This is a genomic window from Bradyrhizobium sp. ORS 285 (genome assembly GCF_900176205.1).
In the GTDB taxonomy this organism is placed as follows: Bacteria; Pseudomonadota; Alphaproteobacteria; order Rhizobiales; family Xanthobacteraceae; genus Bradyrhizobium.
On the sequence record NZ_LT859959.1, the window covers coordinates 438,121 to 456,641 of the forward strand.

Annotated in this window: 16 protein-coding genes; 9 read left to right on the plus strand and 7 right to left on the minus strand. The window is 64.5% G+C overall.

Annotation, left to right across the window (positions count from 1 at the left end; all coding sequences use genetic code 11):
• Positions 1 to 56 precede the first annotated feature (56 nt).
• Entirely contained in the window at positions 57 to 1,028 is a 972-nt protein-coding gene (gene mbfA, locus BRAD285_RS01925) for an iron exporter MbfA (RefSeq protein WP_006611314.1), read from the minus strand.
• 201 nt (positions 1,029 to 1,229) lie between these two features.
• Here mbfA and BRAD285_RS01930 point away from each other — a divergent pair, with 201 nt between their 5' ends.
• The gene (locus BRAD285_RS01930) at positions 1,230 to 1,952 is read left to right on the plus strand and encodes a hypothetical protein (RefSeq protein ID WP_006611315.1); all 723 of its coding nucleotides are present in this window, start codon (positions 1,230 to 1,232) and stop codon (positions 1,950 to 1,952) included.
• A gap of 311 nt (positions 1,953 to 2,263) precedes the next feature.
• Here the strand turns inward: BRAD285_RS01930 and BRAD285_RS01940 are convergent, their stop codons facing one another.
• The 4 genes from BRAD285_RS01940 to BRAD285_RS01955 all read right to left on the minus strand — a co-directional run bounded on the left by BRAD285_RS01940 (position 2,264) and on the right by BRAD285_RS01955 (position 6,952).
• Entirely contained in the window at positions 2,264 to 2,641 is a 378-nt protein-coding gene (locus tag BRAD285_RS01940; RefSeq protein WP_006611316.1) for a hypothetical protein, read from the minus strand.
• A 97-nt stretch (positions 2,642 to 2,738) separates the two neighbouring features.
• On the minus strand, positions 2,739 to 3,809 hold the full coding sequence (locus BRAD285_RS01945; RefSeq protein WP_006611317.1) for an alpha/beta fold hydrolase: 1,071 nt from the start codon (positions 3,807 to 3,809) through the stop codon (positions 2,739 to 2,741).
• 261 nt (positions 3,810 to 4,070) lie between these two features.
• Positions 4,071 to 5,606: an acyl-CoA synthetase gene (locus BRAD285_RS01950; protein ID WP_006611318.1), complete on the minus strand. Its 1,536-nt coding sequence runs from the start codon at positions 5,604 to 5,606 to the stop codon at positions 4,071 to 4,073.
• 173 nt (positions 5,607 to 5,779) lie between these two features.
• Positions 5,780 to 6,952: an acetyl-CoA C-acetyltransferase gene (locus BRAD285_RS01955; RefSeq protein ID WP_006611319.1), complete on the minus strand. Its 1,173-nt coding sequence runs from the start codon at positions 6,950 to 6,952 to the stop codon at positions 5,780 to 5,782.
• Positions 6,953 to 7,107: 155 nt separating this feature from the next.
• Between BRAD285_RS01955 and BRAD285_RS01960 the strand changes: the two genes are divergently transcribed.
• From BRAD285_RS01960 to BRAD285_RS01995, 8 genes are all read left to right on the plus strand, one after another.
• Entirely contained in the window at positions 7,108 to 7,767 is a 660-nt protein-coding gene (locus tag BRAD285_RS01960) for a TetR family transcriptional regulator (protein WP_006611320.1), read from the plus strand.
• Between the two features lie 55 nt (positions 7,768 to 7,822).
• Entirely contained in the window at positions 7,823 to 8,581 is a 759-nt protein-coding gene (locus BRAD285_RS01965; protein WP_006611321.1) for an SDR family NAD(P)-dependent oxidoreductase, read from the plus strand.
• A 152-nt stretch (positions 8,582 to 8,733) separates the two neighbouring features.
• Positions 8,734 to 9,540 carry an enoyl-CoA hydratase/isomerase family protein gene (locus BRAD285_RS01970; RefSeq protein ID WP_035645869.1) on the plus strand — a complete coding sequence of 269 codons (807 nt, stop codon included), beginning with the start codon at positions 8,734 to 8,736 and terminating at the stop codon, positions 9,538 to 9,540.
• Between the two features lie 41 nt (positions 9,541 to 9,581).
• Positions 9,582 to 11,450, plus strand: coding sequence for an AMP-binding protein (locus tag BRAD285_RS01975; protein ID WP_006611323.1), 1,869 nt, complete (start codon positions 9,582 to 9,584; stop codon positions 11,448 to 11,450).
• Positions 11,451 to 11,642: 192 nt separating this feature from the next.
• The gene (locus tag BRAD285_RS01980; RefSeq protein WP_006611324.1) at positions 11,643 to 12,770 is read left to right on the plus strand and encodes an acyl-CoA dehydrogenase family protein; all 1,128 of its coding nucleotides are present in this window, start codon (positions 11,643 to 11,645) and stop codon (positions 12,768 to 12,770) included.
• Between the two features lie 120 nt (positions 12,771 to 12,890).
• Positions 12,891 to 14,135, plus strand: coding sequence for an acyl-CoA dehydrogenase (locus BRAD285_RS01985; RefSeq protein ID WP_006611325.1), 1,245 nt, complete (start codon positions 12,891 to 12,893; stop codon positions 14,133 to 14,135).
• A gap of 230 nt (positions 14,136 to 14,365) precedes the next feature.
• Positions 14,366 to 15,613, plus strand: coding sequence for an acyl-CoA dehydrogenase (locus tag BRAD285_RS01990; protein ID WP_006611326.1), 1,248 nt, complete (start codon positions 14,366 to 14,368; stop codon positions 15,611 to 15,613).
• 184 nt (positions 15,614 to 15,797) lie between these two features.
• Positions 15,798 to 16,445 (plus strand): nitroreductase, encoded by a 648-nt coding sequence (locus BRAD285_RS01995; protein WP_006611327.1) that lies wholly within the window; start codon positions 15,798 to 15,800, stop codon positions 16,443 to 16,445.
• A 567-nt stretch (positions 16,446 to 17,012) separates the two neighbouring features.
• Here BRAD285_RS01995 and BRAD285_RS02005 read toward each other — a convergent pair.
• Together BRAD285_RS02005 and BRAD285_RS02010 are read right to left on the minus strand one after the other, a co-directional pair.
• Entirely contained in the window at positions 17,013 to 17,696 is a 684-nt protein-coding gene (locus BRAD285_RS02005; protein WP_006611329.1) for an acyl-homoserine-lactone synthase, read from the minus strand.
• 82 nt (positions 17,697 to 17,778) lie between these two features.
• Positions 17,779 to 18,513, minus strand: coding sequence for a LuxR family transcriptional regulator (locus BRAD285_RS02010; RefSeq protein WP_006611330.1), 735 nt, complete (start codon positions 18,511 to 18,513; stop codon positions 17,779 to 17,781).
• Between the last annotated feature and the right edge of the window lie 8 nt (positions 18,514 to 18,521).

Genomic DNA, 18,521 nt, shown 5'->3' on the forward strand with positions numbered 1-18,521 from the left:
TGATCGAGTTGGCGCAATCAGTCTCGCGACTGGAAGTTCCGTTTGCCGCGATGATGCTACGCCGCGCCTATCAATATCCCCACGCCCAGCACGATGATGCCGCCGAGCACGATCTGGAACACCGCCTGCATGAACGGCGTGTCCATGTAGCGCGCGCGGATATAGGCGATCGCCCACAGCTCGAAGAACACGACCAGGCCGGCGATCGCCGTCGCAATCCAGAACGCGTTGGTCCAGGAGTCCGGCACGAGATAGGGCATGGTATGACCAAGCCCGCCGAGCGTCGTCATCGCGCCGCAGACCGCACCGCGTAGCCAGGGCGAGCCGCGGCCGGTCAGCGAGCCGTCGTCCGACAGCGCCTCGGCAAAGCCCATGCTGATGCCGGCGCCGATCGATGCTGCGAGGCCGACCAGGAAGGTCTGGAAGTTCTGATGCGTGGCGAAGGCGGCCGCGAACAACGGCGCGAGCGTCGACACCGAGCCGTCCATCAAGCCGGCGAGGCCGGGCTGCACATATTGCAGCACGAACACGCGCCGCCGCGTCTCGTCTTCCTTGTGGCGCACGTCGGGGCTGAGGATCTCGTCGGTCAGCTTGGCCGCGACCTGCTCGTGGCCCTTCTCGGCCAGCGCGAGATCGCCGAGCAGTCGGCGGACGCCGACGTCCTTGGCCTGCTCGGCGGCCTTGGCGTAGAAGCGCTCGGCCTCGAACTCCATCGTGCCGACCTCCTTGCGGATGGCGTCGAGCGACAGGTTCTTGGTCAGCCAGATCGGCCGGCGTTGCATGAAGCCCTTGACGTTCTCGCGCCGGATCGGCGGCAGGTTCTTGCCGAAGCGCTCCTCATAGAGCTCGAGCAGCATGTGGCGGTGACCCTTTTCCTCCTCGGCCATCTGCTCGAACAGTTTCGCCGAATCCGGATACCGCTCCGCGAGGTCCTCCGCGAAGCTCATGTAGATGCGGCCGTCTTCCTCTTCGGCAGAGATCGCGATCGCCAGGATCTCGCGCTCGGTGAGGTCGGCGAAATTCTTCATTCCAAGGTCCCCGGATTGACGTTCTCAACAGTCGAGTGTTTAGAACGTTTCTAAACTGTATATGGATCTGCCGCAGCGCGGTCAAACTGCCGCCGCGCCATGGCCGCGAAACATTTCGTGAGGTCGCATTCAGGCCCCAGTCAGGGAACTCCTGGGCTAATTCACCGTTCGGGTTTCCGCTCAGCTACCTAAGGAGTTCCAATGACCAGCGTCAAATACAGGCTGAATGATCCAGGACTGGCGCCGCGCCGCACCAGGATGGACATTCCGGGCTGGGCAGGCGAGCGGCAGCCGCGCGCGAATGGCTCGCACGAGCAGGTCTGGCACTGCGTGCCGTTCTCCGAAGGCGCGCAATACGGCATCGAGCTGTTCTACCCCTATGATTTCGAGCTGCAGGTCACGACGCGCGACGGAAAGCTCGAATTGTCGGGGGATTGGGGCGAGCCGCCGAGCCCGAGCCTGCAATGGCCGCCGTTCCGCAATTTCGGTGACGCCTTCTACACCTATCAGATCCTGCTCGACCTCAAGGTGCCCCCGGGCTTTGCGATCCGCACCGAGCCGCATCCGCGCTTCTACACCGATCGCACCGATACGTGCCCGATCGCGGTGCCGGCGCTGATCCGAAATTTTTGGCCGATGCTGTTCTTCTGCGTCTTCAAGGCGCCGGCAGAGGGGCGGACTCACATCTTCCGTCCCGGCGAGCCGTTCGCGCAAGTCATTGTCATCCCCGAGGAGGCGAACTTCACGGTGGAGCCGATGAGCCCCGACGAGGCCGCCGAGCGCGAGCTGCAGTCGCGCCGCATCCACGCCAGCCGTCCCGTGCTCGCCAAGGAGACCGAATGGGTGTCGAGCACCGACACCGTGTTCGACGGCACCTACCGCCACCTGCATCGCGCCGCCAAGGAGAAGGCGCGCAAGTCCTAAGACCCTCGCCAAAGCAAAGCAGGACAACTGTAAATGATCGTCCAAGTTTTTTGCTCACCTCTCTCAGCGTCGTCATGGCCGGGCTTGTCCCGGCCATCCACGCGGTTCTCAGCTTGCCGAACGACGTGGATGCCCGGGCCTTCGCCGCGCCGAAGCGGCTTCGGCCGCGCAGGCGGGACAAGCCCGGGCATGACGGCGTAACAAACTGGAAGCGTTCCCTCGCCGCGGCAACGAATTTCGTCAGCGTGCCCCTCAAACGAAAGGGCGCCGACCTCGCGGCCGGCGCCCTTACGGCTTTCACCTCACGACGATCAATAGCGATCGTAGTACCAGTGGTGATGGTGATGATGGTGGTGGTGATGATAATAGCGCCGCGGCGGCACCACATACACCCGCGGGCCATAGCCGTACCCATAGCCATAGCCGCGCCAGTAGCCATGGTGATGGTGGTGATGATGATGGTGGTGATGGTACCACTGCGCCAACTGCACCTTCGGCTCGGCCGCCGCCGGCGCCTGCTCGTCGAGCGCCTGCAGCACCTCGGCCGCATTGGGGATCGGCTCGAGCAGATCCGCGTAGGAGTTGGCCTTCAGCACGTCGGATGGGGCCGGAGCCGCTGACGCCGGTGCCGTGCCGAGCGCGCCGACAGCGGCAACCGCGCCGAGCAAGCCTGCGATTCTCTTATCCATAAATCTTCTCCTGATGCGCATCGCCCGGATGCCAAAACGTCGCAGCCCGAATTTTCGTTCCTCGATTCGCATGATTAGGTCGCAACGGCGTCCGAAATCAGGCTGTCGATTTGTTCAGGAACGTGAACAGGAGCTCGTTCACTCGTTCATGTTGCTCCTGCTGCACCCAATGACCGGCGCGATCGATCAGCTCGCACAGGATCATGTTGGTGCACACTCGGGATTGCATTGCTTCGATCACGCCGGGCCGTTGGTAGATGCCCCAGTCTTGCAGGCCCGAGATGAATGCAGACGGAACGTCGATGGTGCGGTCCGACCATGTCTGCAATTCCGCGTCGAACAGGCCTGATGTGCCGCAGCGATACCATTGCAGGCCGCCCTGGAAGCCGCTTCGTTCATATTCGGCGGCGTAGACCGCGAGCTCGCTGTCCGGCAGCCAGCGATTGGCGGTGATCGTAGCCGCGTCGGGCATCACCTCGGCGACGGTCTCGGCCATCGTCTTGTCGAGGTCCATCACGTAGTAGGTTGGCAGCTTGGCGAGCTCGCTTGCGGTCCACGCCTGCAGTGGCGTTGGCTTGTTGCCGGGCCAGTCGGCGCTCTTGTGGTGATAGTAGGCGCGCAGGAAGTGATGCAGGCCTTGTGGCGCGCGATGCATGTCCGCGTTGGCCTCTTGCGTCGAGTAGTACCACTGATAGTGCTTGCGTGGCCGCGGCAGCGCGGCGAGATCGCGATGCACGGGATCATCGGGTGGCGCGAGAGAATGGTTGGCGATGTCGAACGGTGCCGCCGGTGGCCCCGGGAACGGCGCGCTCATCATCACGACCGATCGAAACACGTCGGGGCGGATGATGGCGCACCACGCCGCGACCGGGCTGCCGAAATCGTGGCCGATGACGGCCGCGACATGGCGGTGGCCGAACGCATAGACAACGCCGAGCGCATCGCGCACGAGATTGGTGAAGCGGAACGGCGCGAGGTCGCCGTCATAGTCCGCGCTCCATCCGGTGGTGCGGCCATAGCCGCGCTGGTCCGGCGCCAGCACGTGATAGCCCGCCGCCGCAAGAGCCGGCATCACCTTGCGCCAGCTATAGGCGAGCTCCGGGAAGCCGTGCAGCAGCAGCACGCAGGGCCGGTCGGGCGTTTCGAACCCGGCTTCGAGCACGTGCATGCGCAGGCCGTTGATGCCGTCGACGTAGCGCGAGCGGATGGTGGGAGGAAGAGGGAGAGGGGGAAGAGCTGGAAGTGGGGAGGAGGAGGTCATCGCGGCCCTCATCAGTGTCGTCCCGGCCTTGAGCCGGGACCCATAACCACAGAGCGGTGTGGTGAGGTTGACTGGCAGCTCCAGCCTTCGCAAAACAAAAGACGGTGGCTATGGGTCCCGGCTCAAGGCCGGGACGACAGCTTGCGTGGAGTGGCGCCCGCGCCTCTCTTACGCCGCACCCTTCTTCGGCCAGTAGCGCTCGCGCAGATGCCGCTTCACCAGCTTGCCGGTGGGCGTGCGCGGCAGCTCCGGCTCGAAGTCGATCGAGCGCGGGCATTTGATCGGCGACAGATGCTGACGGCAGAACAGCATCAGCTGCTCCTCGAGCTGCTTGCCGGCGCGGGACATGTCGTGCGGCTGCACCACAGCCTTGACCTCCTCGCCCATCTCCTCGTTGGGCACGCCGAACACGGCGACGTCGGCGACATCAGGATGCGTGATCAGGACGTCCTCGGTCTCCTGCGGATAGATGTTCACGCCGCCGGAGATGATCATGTAGGATTTGCGGTCGGTCAGATACAGGAAGCCGTCGGCATCGAGATAGCCGACGTCGCCGAGCGTCGACCAGCCCTTGGCGTTGTAGGCGCGCTTCGTCTTCTCCGGATCGTTGTGATAGGAGAATTGAGGCGCATCGGCGAAATACACCGTCCCGATCTCGCCGGTCGGCATCTCCTGGTCGTCCTCGCCGAGGATCTTGATCTTGCCAACCACGGCGCGACCGACGCTGCCGCGATGCTCCAGCCATTGCTTGGAGGTGCAGACGGTGACGCCGTTGCCCTCGGAGCCGGCATAGTACTCGATCAGGATCGGGCCCCACCAGTCGATCATCCTGGCCTTGACGTCGACCGGGCAGGGCGCCGCCGCATGGATCGCGCCCTTCAAAGTCGAAACGTCATAGCGTTTGCGGACATCTTCCGGCAGCTTCAGCATGCGCACGAACATCGTCGGCACCAGCTGCGACTGCGTGACCTTGTACTTCTCGACGAGCCGCAAAAAGTCCTCGGCGTCGAAATGCTCCATGATGATCGAGGTGCCGCCGAGCGTGATCGCCATCATGTTGAAGCGCAAGGGAGCCGCATGATACAGCGGCGCCGGCGACAAATAGATGCTCTCGGCGTTCATGCCGCACATGTCGGCGCACAGCACGCGCAGAAACTGGTTCGGCTGATCGATCGGATTGCCTTCGAAATCCTTCTTGATGCCCTTCGGCCGTCCCGTCGTCCCCGATGAATACAGCATGTCGTAGCCGGCGACCTGGTCGGCGATCGGCGTCTTGGGCTGGGCGCCGGCCTCCTTGTCCCAGGAGCGAAAACCCGGCTCGGGCTCGTCGACCATGAAGAACAGCGGGCCATCCGGCGTCACGAGGTCGCGCACCTGCTCGGCGCATTTCGGCGAGGTGATGAAGACCTTGGCGCCGCAATCCCTTATGATGTAGGCGATCTCGTCCTTGGTGAGATATCGGCTGATCGCGGTGTAGTAGAGACCGGAGCGCTGCGCGGCCCAGGCGATTTCCATGAAGGCGAGCCGGTTCTCCATCAGGAAAGCGATGTGGTCGCCGGCCTTCAGCCCCAGCGCCCGGAACAGCTGAGCGCCCTGGTTGGAAAGCTCGTCGAGTTCGCGATAGGTGATGGCCTTGCCGGTGCCCGCCATCTGATAGGCGATCTTGTCGGGATGGCTCTGGGCGTAAATGGACGGGTGGGTCATGATGGGCTCACCGCTAAATCAGGAAAATGGTGTCGTCCCGGCCTTGAGCCGGGACCCATAACCACAGGCGCCTGTGGTGAGAGCGAGCTGTGGCTCCAGCTCGCTCGATATTCCAATTCGGTGGTTATGGGTCCCGGCTCAAGGCCGGGACGACACCGGTGGTGTTGCGAGGGCTACAGCCGCTCGACGATGGTGACGTTCGCCATGCCGCCGCCTTCGCACATGGTCTGCAGGCCGTAGCGCTTGTTGCGCTGCTTCAGCGCATGCAGCAGCGTCGTCATCAGCTTGGTGCCGGAGCCGCCGAGCGGATGGCCGAGCGCAATCGCGCCGCCATTGACGTTCAGACGGCTCGGATCGGCGCCGGTGGTCTTGAGCCAAGCGGTCGGCACCGAGGCGAAGGCCTCGTTGACCTCGTAGAGGTCGATGTCGTCGATCGACATGCCGGCCTTCTGCAGTGCGCGCTGGGTCGCCGGCAGCGGCGCCTCCAGCATGATCACGGGATCGCCGCCCATCATGGTCATGTGGTGCACGCGCGCCAGCGGCTTGACGCCAAGCGACTTCAGGCCGCGCTCGTTGACGACCATCACGCCCGAGGCGCCGTCGCAGATCTGGCTGGCGGAAGCCGCCGTCAGCTTGCCGTTCTCGGCGATCAGCTTGACGCCCTTGATGCCGTCGAGGCTGACGTCGAAACGGATGCCCTCGTCGATGTGATGCGTGTCGGTCGAGCCGTCCGCGCGGGTGATCTGCAGCGGGATGATTTCATCCTTGAAGTGCCCTCCTTGCGTCGCGGCAATCGCGCGCTGGTGGCTCTGATAGGCGTATTCGTCGAGCTCGTCCTTGGAGAGCCCGTATTTCTCCGCCATCATCTCCGCGCCGGTGAACTGGCTGAACTGGATGTCCGGATAACGGCTCTCCATGCTCGGGCTCTTGTAATGTCCGAAGCCGTTCTTGGCCGGCAAGGTCGAGGACAGGCCCATCGGCACGCGGGTCATCGACTCCACGCCGGCGGCGATCACGACGTCCATCGCGCCCGACATCACCGCCTGGGCGGCGAAATGCAGCGCCTGCTGCGACGAGCCGCACTGACGGTCGATCGAGGTGCCCGGGACGCTCTCCGGCAGCTTCGAGGCCAGCACCGCGTTGCGGGCGATGTTGGTCGACTGCTCGCCGGTCTGCATGACGCAGCCCATGATGACGTCCTCGACCTGGTCCGGCGCGGCGCCGGAGCGCTCGACCAGCGCGTCCAACACCTTTGCCGCCAGATCAGCCGGATGCCAGCCGGCCAGACGACCGCCCTTGCGACCGCCGGCCGTGCGCGCAGCCGCGACGATATAGGCTTCCGCCATGAGGTTTCCTCCCTAGACTTGGTTCGTTGATTGGGAGGGATTTAAATGCGCGATTGAGCTTTAGTCAATCGATCAATTAACTCTTGAGATCGACTCCGGCTTCGGCTTATCTGGACCCAACAATCAGGTGGGAAACGTCCAGGGTGGGCACCGTTTTGGGACCTCAGCTGCAGAATAGCGCGCCGGAGAAGCTTGCCGTAGGGCGGAATGCCACCGCGGAAAAGCTGCTGGACGCTGCCAGCGAGCTGATGATCCAGCGGTCCTCGATCGAGATCTCGCTCAGCGACATCGCCCAGAAGTCCGGCTCGAATGCCGCGCTGGTCAAATACCATTTCGGCAACAAGGACGGCCTGCTGCTGGCGCTGCTCGCCCGTGACGCGGCCACCGAAGTCGCCAATCTCGAATATCTGCTGGCGCAGCCGCTGCCACCGACGGCCAAGCTGAAGCTGCACATCAGCGGCATCATCCGCGCCTATCACCGGTTTCCCTACATGAACCGGCTGATCCATTATCTCCTGCACGAGAGCAGCGCCGAGGCCGCCGACGAAGTGTCGAAATTCTTCGTCGCGCCCCTGCTGGAATTCCATCGCCGGCTGATCGAGGAGGGCATCGCCAAGTGCGAGTTTCGCGATGTCGATCCCGTGCTGTTCTACACCAGCCTGATCGGCGCCTGCGATCACCTGTTCTTCGGCCGCCACGCCATGTCGCGCGCGATTGGCGTCGGCCCGGTCACCGACGAGGTTTGCCGCCAGTACATCGCCCATATGGAGGCGCTGATCTGCGGCGGGATATTGAAACGGGCAACAAACGACTAGGTCCGCTGCGCGCTCGTTGCCATCAACAAGAAACATCCAGGGAGGAAACTTAACCATGCAGTTGAACAACGTTGCCGTTCTCATCACCGGCGGTGGCTCGGGTCTCGGCGCCGCCACGGCGCGCGCCATGGCGGCCAAGGGCGCCAAGATCGCCGTGCTCGATCAGAGCCTGGAGAATGCCGAGAAGGTCGCGGCCGAGCTCAACGGCGTCGCTGTCCATGCCGACGTCACCAATGAGGAGCAGGTCAAGGCCGGCATCGCCAAGGCGGAAGCAGCGCATGGCATCGCCCGCGTGCTGGTGAACTGCGCCGGCATCGGCGGCTCGCAGCGTATCGTCGGCAAGGACGGCGTCTATCCGCTGGCGAAGTTCGCGCGCATCATCAACGTCAACCTGATCGGCACCTTCAACGTGCTGCGGCTGTTCGCCGAGCGCCTGGTCACGGCGGAGCCGATCGGCGAGGAGCGCGGCGTCGCCATCAACACCGCCAGCGTCGCGGCCTATGAAGGCCAGATCGGCCAGATCGCCTATTCGGCCTCGAAGGGCGGCGTCGTCGGCCTCACCTTGCCGGCTGCGCGCGATCTCGCCAGCCAGAAGATCCGCGTCAACACCATCGCGCCCGGCCTGTTCCTGACGCCGCTGCTGATGGGTCTGAACGAGGAGGCGCGCAAGAGCCTTGGCGCCCAGGTGCCGCATCCGGCCCGTCTCGGCGACGCCTCGGAATATGGCAACCTCGCCGTCCACATCGTCGAGAACCCGATGCTGAACGGCGAAACCATCCGCCTCGACGGCGCCATCCGCATGGCCCCGCGGTAACGCGCATTCGGCTGTCGTCCCGGCCTTGAGCCGGGACCCATACTCCGCGGCGTCTGTGAGAGGCACTCTGGCAGACGCCGCGCTCTAACCAATCAAGCCGGTGGCTATGGATCCCGGCGTTCGCCGGGATGACGGTGAGGAAAGAGCGCGCCATGTCCCAACCGCTGCTGATCGAGCATGACAACGGCGTCGACCGGGTGACGCTCAATCGCCCGGAGAGCCTGAATGCGCTCGACCCCGCGCTGATCGATGCGCTCAACACCTATTTCGAAAGCCTGCAGCGCAACCGCACAACGCGCGTCGTCGTGCTCAGGGGCGCCGGCAAGAACTTCTGCGCCGGCCTCGACCTCAAGGCCGCCATGCAGCGCCGCGGCGGCGTCAATGAGCCGCCCAGCGTGACGGAATCCTTGGACTCGCAGCGCCGCATCGCCGACATCGTGATGCTGATGCGGCGCTGCCCGCAGCCGATCATTGCGCTGGTGCAGGGCGCGGCCGCCGGCGGCGGCTTCGCGTTGGCGCTCGCCGCCGACATTCGCATCGCCACGCGCTCGGCGCGGATGAACTGCGCGTTCATCAAGCTCGGCCTTGGCGGCTGTGACATCGGCACCAGCTACTTTTTGCCGCGCCTGGTCGGCGTCTCCGTCGCCTCCGAACTGATTCTCACCGGACGTTTCATCGGCGCCGAGCGCGCGCTGATGGTCGGACTGGTATCGGAGATCGTCGAGGAGGATGCGCTGGAGAGCGCGGCCGCCCCCTTCATCGATGCGATGATGACGGCATCGCCGGTCGGTCTGCGGCTGTCGAAGGAATGCCTCAACATGAGCGTCGATGCGTCGTCGATCGAAGCCGTCATCGCGATGGAAGATCGCAACCAGGTGCTGTGCAGCCGCTCCGAGGATTTCAAGGAAGGCATTGAAGCCTTCCTCCAGATGCGCAAGCCGGTCTATACCAACCGCTAGATATCAAGATCCGCAAAGGACGATATTTCGGGAGACGCAAAATGGACGGGACGGCAGCGAAGGTGTTGGAGAAGCCGGCATTCCGCAAGGTCAATTGGCTGGCGCGCGACATCGATGTCGACAGGCGCGACGATGGCACGATCATCATCAAGTCGCGCATTCCGCTGCAGGCCTATGAGCCGCATCTCGCCGCGCCGCTCGCGCGCTGGGCCAAGGAAGCGCCGACGCGAACCTGGCTCGCGCAGCGCACCGGCCCCGAGCGGCAGTGGCGCAAGCTGTCCTATGCGGAGGCCAAGCGCACTGTCGACGGGCTGACGCAGGGCCTGCTCAATCTGAAGCTCGACGGCCGCCCGGTCGCGATCCTCTCGGGCAATTCGATCGAGCATGCGCTGATGACGTTCGCCGCGATGCAGGCCCGCTCCCCCGCGGCGCCGGTATCGCCGGCCTATTCGCTGATGAGCCACGATCACCTCAAGCTGAAATATCTGTTCGGGCTGGTGAAGCCCGGCGTCGTGATGGTGCAGGATGGCCCGACGTTCGAGAAGGCGCTCAGGGCGATCGATCTCGACGGCGTCACCGTCGTTCATGTCGCGCGTCCCTGCGAGGGCATTCCGAGCGTCAGCTTCACCGATCTCGCCGCGACGCCCGTCACCGCCGACGTTGATGCCTCCATCGCGCAGATCACGCCTGAAACCGTGGGCAAGCTTCTGTTCACCTCCGGCTCGACCGGCATGCCCAAGGCGGTCATCAACACCCAGCGGATGATGTGCGCCAACGCGGCGATGATGATGCAGACGCGTCCGCGTGCGCCGGATGCGCCGGTCTCCACGGTGCTGGACTGGATGCCGTGGAATCATACGATGGGTGGCAATGCGGCGTTCAATCCGCTGCTGATCGACGGTGGCACGCTGTACATCGACGACGGCCGGCCGATGCCCGGCATGTTCGACGAGACCATCAAGAATCTGCGCGAGGTGTCGCCGACCTACTACGCCAACGTTCCCGCCGGCTACGCCGCGCTGGCCGCGGCGATGGAGAAGGACGACGCACTGTGCCGCTCCTTCTTCAAGGATCTCGGCATCATGGCCTATGGCGGGGCGCGGCTGCCGGACGATCTCTACGAGCGCATGCAGGCGCTGGCCGTGAAAACCACCGGCGAGCGCATCGTGTTCTACACCGGCTGGGGCTCGACCGAGACCGCGCCGACCTCCACCGGCACCTATTGGAACACCGAGCGCGTCGGCCTGATCGGCCTGCCATTCCCCGGCGTCGAGCTGAAGATGGTGCCGACCGGCGACAAATATGAGCTGCGGCTGCGTGGCATCAACGTGATGCCCGGCTATCTCGGTCAGCCCGAGCTGACGAAGAAGGCGTTCGACGAGGAAGGCTTCTACTGCATCGGCGATGCCGGCGTGTTCGTCGACGCCGACGATCCCGCGCAGGGCATCATCTTCGCCGGCCGCGTGGTCGAGGATTTCAAGCTGACCACCGGCACCTTCGTGCATGTCGGCTCGCTGCGCACCGATGTGATTGCCGCGGCGACGCCGGCGATCCATGATGCGCTGGTGGCCGGGCAGGATCGCGAATATGTCGGCCTGCTCGCCTGGCCGAACCTGCACGCCTGCCGGCAACTGGTCGGCAATCCCGAGGCGACCTTCGAGGATGTGGTGAAGCATCCCGCGGTCATCGATTGCGTCCGCCGCGGTCTCCAGGCCCACAACAAGGAGTGCGAAGGCGCCAGCAGCCGGCGCATCGGCCGCGCAATGCTGATGGCCGAGCCGCCGTCGATCGATGGCCACGAGCTGACCGACAAGGGCTACATCAACCAGCGCGCCGGCCTGGAGCGCCGCGCCGCGCTTGTCGAGCGACTCTATGCCGCCACGCCCGACAGCGACGTGATCGTGCTGTGATGACGTCCGTGCCACTTGCTCCGTGTCGTCCCCGCCTAGTGCGCAATTGCGCACGCGGCGCGGGGACCCATACTCCCAGGCTTATCCGTATCCTCCGGAGCTCGTTCCGGGTCATCGAATCGCCGGTGGTTATGGGTCCCGACTTTCGCCGGGACGACCACCCAAACCCTTTCCAACAATAGAGTAACGGCCATGAACTTCGATTTCTCCGACGATCAGAAACAGCTGCGGGACCAAGCGCGGAAATTCCTGGCCGAGAAGTGCCCGCCGAAAGCGGTGCGCGTCGTGCTCGACGGCAAGGAGGCCTATGACCGCGCGCTGTGGAAGGGCTTTGCCGAGATGGGCTTCCTCGGCGTCGCCATCCCCGAGGAGTATGGCGGCGCGGGCGCCGGCCATCTCGAACTCTGCGTGATCGCCGAGGAAGTCGGCCGCGCGCTGGCGCCGGTGCCGTTCTCGTCGACGGTCTATTTGGCTGCGGAAGCGCTGATGCTCGCCGGCAGCGATGCGCAGAAGCAGGCCTGGCTGCCGAAGATCGCGAGCGGCGAGACGATCGGCACGCTCGCGCTGTTCGAGGGCACCGGCAATCCGTCGCCGAAGGCGATCAAGCTCGCCGCTGCCAATGGCGTGCTCAATGGCACCAAGAAGCCGGTCGCCGACGGCGCCATCGCCGACCTCATCATCGTCGCCGCGCGCACGGCCTCGACCGGCCGCGACAGCGACATCTCGCTGTTCCTGGTCGATGCCAAGGCCGGCGGCGTCGAGGCCAAGGCGCTGACCAATCTCGATCCGACCCGCGGCCAGGCCGAGCTCACCTTCACGAATTGCAAGGCCGAGCCGCTCGGCGCGGCCGGCGAGGGCTGGAGCATCATCAGCCAGGTGCTCGACCGCGCCGCGGTGCTGACGGCGTTCGAGCAGGTCGGCGGCTCCGATCGCGCGCTGGAGATGGGCCGCGACTACGCGCTCGACCGTATCGCCTTCGGTCGGCCGATCGGCTCGTTCCAGGCGGTCAAGCACATGCTGGCGGATATGTATGTCTCGGCGACGCTCGCGCGCTCCAACGCCTATTACGGCGCCTGGGCGCTTTCGACTAATGCGCCGGAATTGCCGGAAGCGGCGGCCTCGGCGCGCATCAGCGCGACGCAGGCCTATCAGCATTGCGGCAAGAACAACATCCAGGTCCACGGCGGCATGGGCTTCACCTGGGAGTTCGACTGCCACATGTACTACCGCCGCGCCAACGCGCTCGCGCTCGGCCTCGGCAGCCTGTCCTATTGGGAGGATCAGCTGATCGACCGCATGCGCAAGCGCAACGCGGCGTGAGGTTCGGTGAGTTCGTAGGGTGGGCAAAGCGAAGCGTGCCCACCGCAAGTGTCGCGGTTTGGATCGGTGGGTACGGCGCGTCGCGCCTTTGCCCACCCTACGAGATGAGAGGCTGGAGCCATGAACTTCGATGACACCCCGCAGGAGGCGGCGTTTCGCGCCGAGGCGCGTGCGTGGATTTCGGCCAATGCGCCGAAGCAGTATGAAGACGAGCTGCGCGCCTCTTCGCTCGGCCGCACCATGCTGAAGAACGCTAACATTCTCGAGGTCGCCAAGGCCTGGCAGAAGAAGAAGGCCGATGCCGGCTGGGCCTGCCTGCACTGGCCGAGGGAGTATGGCGGCCGCGGCGCCTCGCCGATCGAGCGCGTGATCTGGCAGCAGGAGGAGGGGCCGTTCGGCAAGCTCTCCGCAATGTTCATCATCGGCCACGGCATGTGCGGCCCGACCGTGATGGCCTACGCCTCCGAGGAGCACAAGCGGCAGTATCTGCCGCCGCTCGCGTCGGGCGAGAAGGTGTGGTGCCAGCTGTTCTCCGAGCCGGCGGGCGGTTCCGACGTCGCCGGCCTGCGCACCCGCGCGGAGAAGCGCGGCGACGAGTGGGTGATAAACGGCCAGAAGATCTGGACCTCGGGCGCGCATTATTCCGACTACGGCATCCTGCTGACGCGCACCGATCCGACCGTGCCGAAGCACAAGGGCCTCACCATGTTCTTCCTGGACATGAAGAGCCCGGGTGTCGAGGTCCGCCCGATCAAGCAGGCCAGCGGCCACTCGGACTTCAACGAGGTCTATTTCACCGATGTCGTGATCCCGGACTCGCAGCAACTCGGTGCGGTCAATGACGGCTGGAACGTCGCGCTCACCACTTTGATGAACGAGCGCATGTCGATCGGCGCCGGCGTCGCGACCGGCTTCCCGGAGCTGTTCGACTTCTGCTCCAACATCATGCTCGACGACCGTCCCGCGATCGAGGACCGCAACGTGCGCTCGAAGCTGGCGAACTGGGCAGTGAAGGCGAGCGGGCTGAAATACACCAGCATGCGCGCCATCTCCGCGCTGTCGAAGGGCGAGCGTCCCGGACCGGAGAACTCGATCGGCAAGCTCGTCGCGGGCTCGATGGTGCAGGACGTCGCGACCTACGCGCTCGATCTGCAAGGTGCTGCGGGCGTGCTCAGCGGCCCCGAGGCCGACGTCGCCGGAAAATTCCAGGCGATGCTGCTGCGCGCGCCCGGCACCCGCGTCGAAGGCGGCACCGACGAGATCATGCGCAACATCATCGCCGAGCGCGTGCTCGGCCTCCCCGGCGACATCCGCGTCGACAAGGATTTGCCGTTCAACCAGGTGCCGACCAAGGGCCGGGCGTAGACCCTCATCCTGAGGAGCTGCGCAGCAGCGTCTCGAAGGATGCGGCCGAGATGGGGGCCTCATGGTTCGAGACGGCGCCAAGAAGCGCCTCCTCACCATGAGGAGCAGCGAATGGAGCCGTAGGGCGGGCTAGCGCAGCGTAACCCGCCGATGGCTTGAACGAAGCCAGGGAGGTGGCGGGTTACGCCTTCGGCTAACCCGCCCTACGCATATCAAGTGAGGGTCAGGGCATGAACTTCGACGACACCCCGCAGGAAGCCGCCTTTCGCGAGACCGCGCGCGCCTGGGTCGCCGCCAACGCGCCCAGGGAGTTGGAGGAAGAGCTCGCGAGCTCCTCGCTCGGGCGCATCCGGCTGAAGCACGCCGACATCGTCGAGGTCGGCAAGGCCTGGCAGAAGAAGAAGTCCGATGCCGGCTGGGCGTGTTTGCACTGGCCGAAGGAGTATGGCGGCCGCGGCGCCACGCCGATCGAGCGCGTGATCTGGCAGCAGGAAGAGGGCGTCTACGGCAAGCTGACACAGCCGTTCCAGATCGGCGAAGGCATGTGCGGCCCGACCGTGATGGCCTATGGCAGCGAGGAGCATAAGCGCCGCTACCTGCCGAAGCTCGCCTCCGGCGAGGAGATCTGGTGCCAGCTGTTCTCCGAGCCCGCCGGCGGCTCGGATGTCGCGGGCCTGCGCACCCGCGCGGAGAAGCGCGGTGACGACTGGGTCATCAACGGCCAGAAGATCTGGACCTCCGGCGCGCACTACTCTGACTACGGCCTGTTGATCACGCGCACCGATCCCAATGTGCCCAAGCACAAGGGGCTCACGATGTTCTTCCTGGATATGAAGAGCCCGGGTGTCGAAGTCCGTCCGATCAAGCAGGCCAACGGCATGCAGGAGTTCAACGAGGTCTATTTCACGGATGTCGTGATCCCTGACTCGCAGCGGCTCGGCGCGGTCGGCGACGGCTGGAACGTGTCGCTGACGACCTTGATGAACGAGCGCATGTCGATCGGCGCGCGGCTCGCGACCGGCTTCCCTGAGATGTTCGAGTTCTGCGCCAACCTGATGACCGACAACGGTCTGGCGATCGATGATCGCGCCACGCGCGCCAAGCTTGCGTCCTGGGCCGTCAAGGCGAGCGGGCTGAAGTACACCAGCTACCGCGCGATCTCGGCGCTCTCCAAGGGCGATCGGCCGGGTCCGGAGAACTCGATCGGCAAGCTCGTCGCCGGCGTCATGCTGCAGGACATCGCGACCTACGCCATGGACCTCGAAGGCGCGGCAGGCGTGCTCACCGGCGCGGACGAGGCGGAGACCCAGGGCCAGTTCCAGCAGATGCTGCTGACGGCGCCCTCGATGCGCATCGCTGGCGGCACCGACGAGATCCTGCGCAACATCATCGCCGAGCGCGTGCTCGGCCTGCCGGGTGACATTCGCGTGGACAAGGACGTGCCGTTCAACAAGGTCCCGACCAAGGGACGTAGTTAGACCCTCATCCTGAGGGGCCGCAGCGTCTCGAAGGATGAGGCCCGTGATGGGGCCTCATGGTTCGAGACGGCGCTGCGCGCCTCCTCACCATGAGGGGACGCACTTGCTACGAATTGAAAGTGATCTCATGACCACAGCATCGGGCTCTGCCCAGAGCGACCCCATCACCGTCCTCGAAAACCTGATGGCGGCGCGCTTCTCCTGCCGCAGCTTTCGCGCTGATCCCGTGCCGCGTGCGACCATCGAGCGTATCCTGATAGCTGCGCAGAAGACCGCGTCCTGGTGCAACAGCCAGCCGTGGCGCGTCGAGATCACCTCGGGTGCGGCGACCGAAGCCTTCCGCAAAGTTATGTATGCTGCGGCGTCGAGCGGCAAGCCGGCCTCCGGCGATTTTCCGTTTCCGCGTGAATACAAGGGCGTCTATCTCGACCGTCGGCGCGAGAGCGGCTTCCAGCTCTACAACGCGCTTGGGATCGAACGTGGCGACAAGGCCGGCTACGCCCGGCAGGCGCTGGAGAACTACAACCTGTTCGGCGCGCCGCATGTGGCCATCATCCACAGCGACGAGGCGCTCGGCACTTACGGCGCGATCGACTGCGGCGGCTATGTCACGAGCTTCATGCTGGCGGCGCAGGCGCTGGGTGTCGCTACCGTACCGCAGGCCGCGCTGGCCTTTCACGCCGATGTGGTGCGGCAGCATTTCGGCCTCGGTGACGACCGCAAGGTCGTCTGCGGCATCTCGTTCGGCTATGCTGATCTCGGCCACAAGGCCAATTCCTATCGCACCACTCGCGCCGCCATCGCCGACACCGTCCGCTTCGTGGACGAGTAGGTGGGGAAGCCTCAGGCGATCGAAATTCAGATAACGGAACTTTGAGTTCCAGATTGTTGATCGATGTTGCCGCGGCCGACCCGCCTGTGACGCCGGCTTGACGTGGGATCAGGCGCCGCCGGAAGCGGTGGCGGCGCGCCTCAGTGCAACCTCGACATCAAAGCTGCTCTGGAAATCAAGGCCTTGGATCTGCTGCCGGGGTTGCAGCGAATGTCCAGGCGTAACCACGTGCGGGACGTCTGCCATCTCCGTCACTAGTGGCTGCCATTGGGCGATTTGGGCGTGCACTTTTCCTTGAGCTCGTGGGCTTCGAGCAATGATATTGACAAAATCCTCTCTAACATTTTGAGTTGCATTGCCCGAGCGTCGACGATGCAGAATTGCAGACGCTCGATGATCTTCTCGATTGAAGGTTCAGTCACGGTTCAAAACCCGAAGTGTCAGCGATGGATTCCATGAACACGCCGTCCAACCTCTACGCCCTCGAGGTGGATGAGGCGACGCTCCTTGGTCACCGCCTCCTGAAGGCGTTCCACAGGCTGAGGCTGACGCGGCACCGGGAGCAGCTCATTGCGCTGGCTGAACGGCTGGTGGAAGATGAAGAAAGATATCCGGCAGGGCCTGGCGGCTGACCTCTTCGAGTCCCTGCCAGGTCAGCGTCGGGCGCGTCAGGCCGATCTGAGCGCAAAGCGACTTCCACGTCGTCTCGTCACAATCGACCAGGACCGCCATCACCGCCATTCCGTCCATCATATGCGGGACCCCCAGCGGCCGCGCCTTCCAGCCGCATTTTTCAAACCGCGGCAGCCACCAGGTTTCGAGCACGATCGAGAAGCCGGTCAGTCCGATCGAGATGCCGTACTCCATGATGGCGGTCAGCAGCAGCAGGTCGACGCGCGGACCCGCGTGCTCGCCGCGGCGCTCGGGGATTACGAAGATGCGTGACAGCTCGTAGACGTCCGGCCGCTGAATCGGCCCGCGCAGATTGAGGTAGGGAAAGATCTCGCTCATCAGCGTCGGCAGCAGCGTGGGCACCGCGCGCATCGCGCCGATCAATTGGCCGTTATCGATGCAGAACAGGTAGACCGCATCCTCTGTATCGAACTGGTCGATCTCGCGCCCGTCCGGGCGGTCGAGGTCCATCCACTTGCGCTGCTTGACGTAGATATCGTGACGCAGCCGGTAATAAGGATCGAAATATTTCTCGTAGAGCGCGCGATTATCTTTTCGAACGACATGAATCTCAGGCATCGAAACCCCCGGTCGTCTGAAGCAACTTGGGGTTTGCAGATTGCTGATGTGCTCGACTTGATCCAGTGGCAAAAAAGCCAGATCAGATCGAGATCTCGCCGTTGACAAGAGCCGTCGCAACCGTCGCAGTCTTGTTCTTGGTGGCGAGCTTGCGTTGGGCCTCTTCGAGGTGCCAACGCACGTTGCGTTCGGAGACGCCCAGGATGCGCGCGGTCTCCCAGGCGGTCTTGCCGCGCGCGGCCCAGCACAACACCTCGGCCTCCATCCGCGACAGGCGTCGACCCTGGCCGCCCGCCGCCGCGCGCGCCAAGGCGCGCAGCCTCGAATGGGTGAAGATGCTGATGAGATGCAGCGCACCGCGGGCATCGGGCGCGAGATTGGGCTCTTCGCCGGCCAGGCTGACGGCGCCGACCGCATCGTCGTAATGGATTGGCACGCAGAAGCCTTCGCGCAATCGGAAATCGCGCGCCCGCGTCATCACCCGATGAGCACCCGGCTCCTCGTTCCGATCATAGGGCACCTCCGACCAGGCGAATGGATTCAAAGTCGACAGGCAATGCCGCGGAATTGGATCGTAGCGGTGAAACTGCTCCCGCGCATACATGTCGAACCACTCCCGAGGCCAGCCATTGGCCAGGATGGTCTGCTGCAGCGATTGGCCCGCCGCCGGTACGCCGGCCATGATGTAGGCATGGAAGCCCAGATCACCGATCATCTTCTCGAATTGGGAGAGCACGCTGGCGCTGGTCTCCGACGCTTCGATCGCGTCGACGTAGTCCAGAGCCCGGCGTCCCCAATACGCGTCTATCACTTGCATGTGAAAGT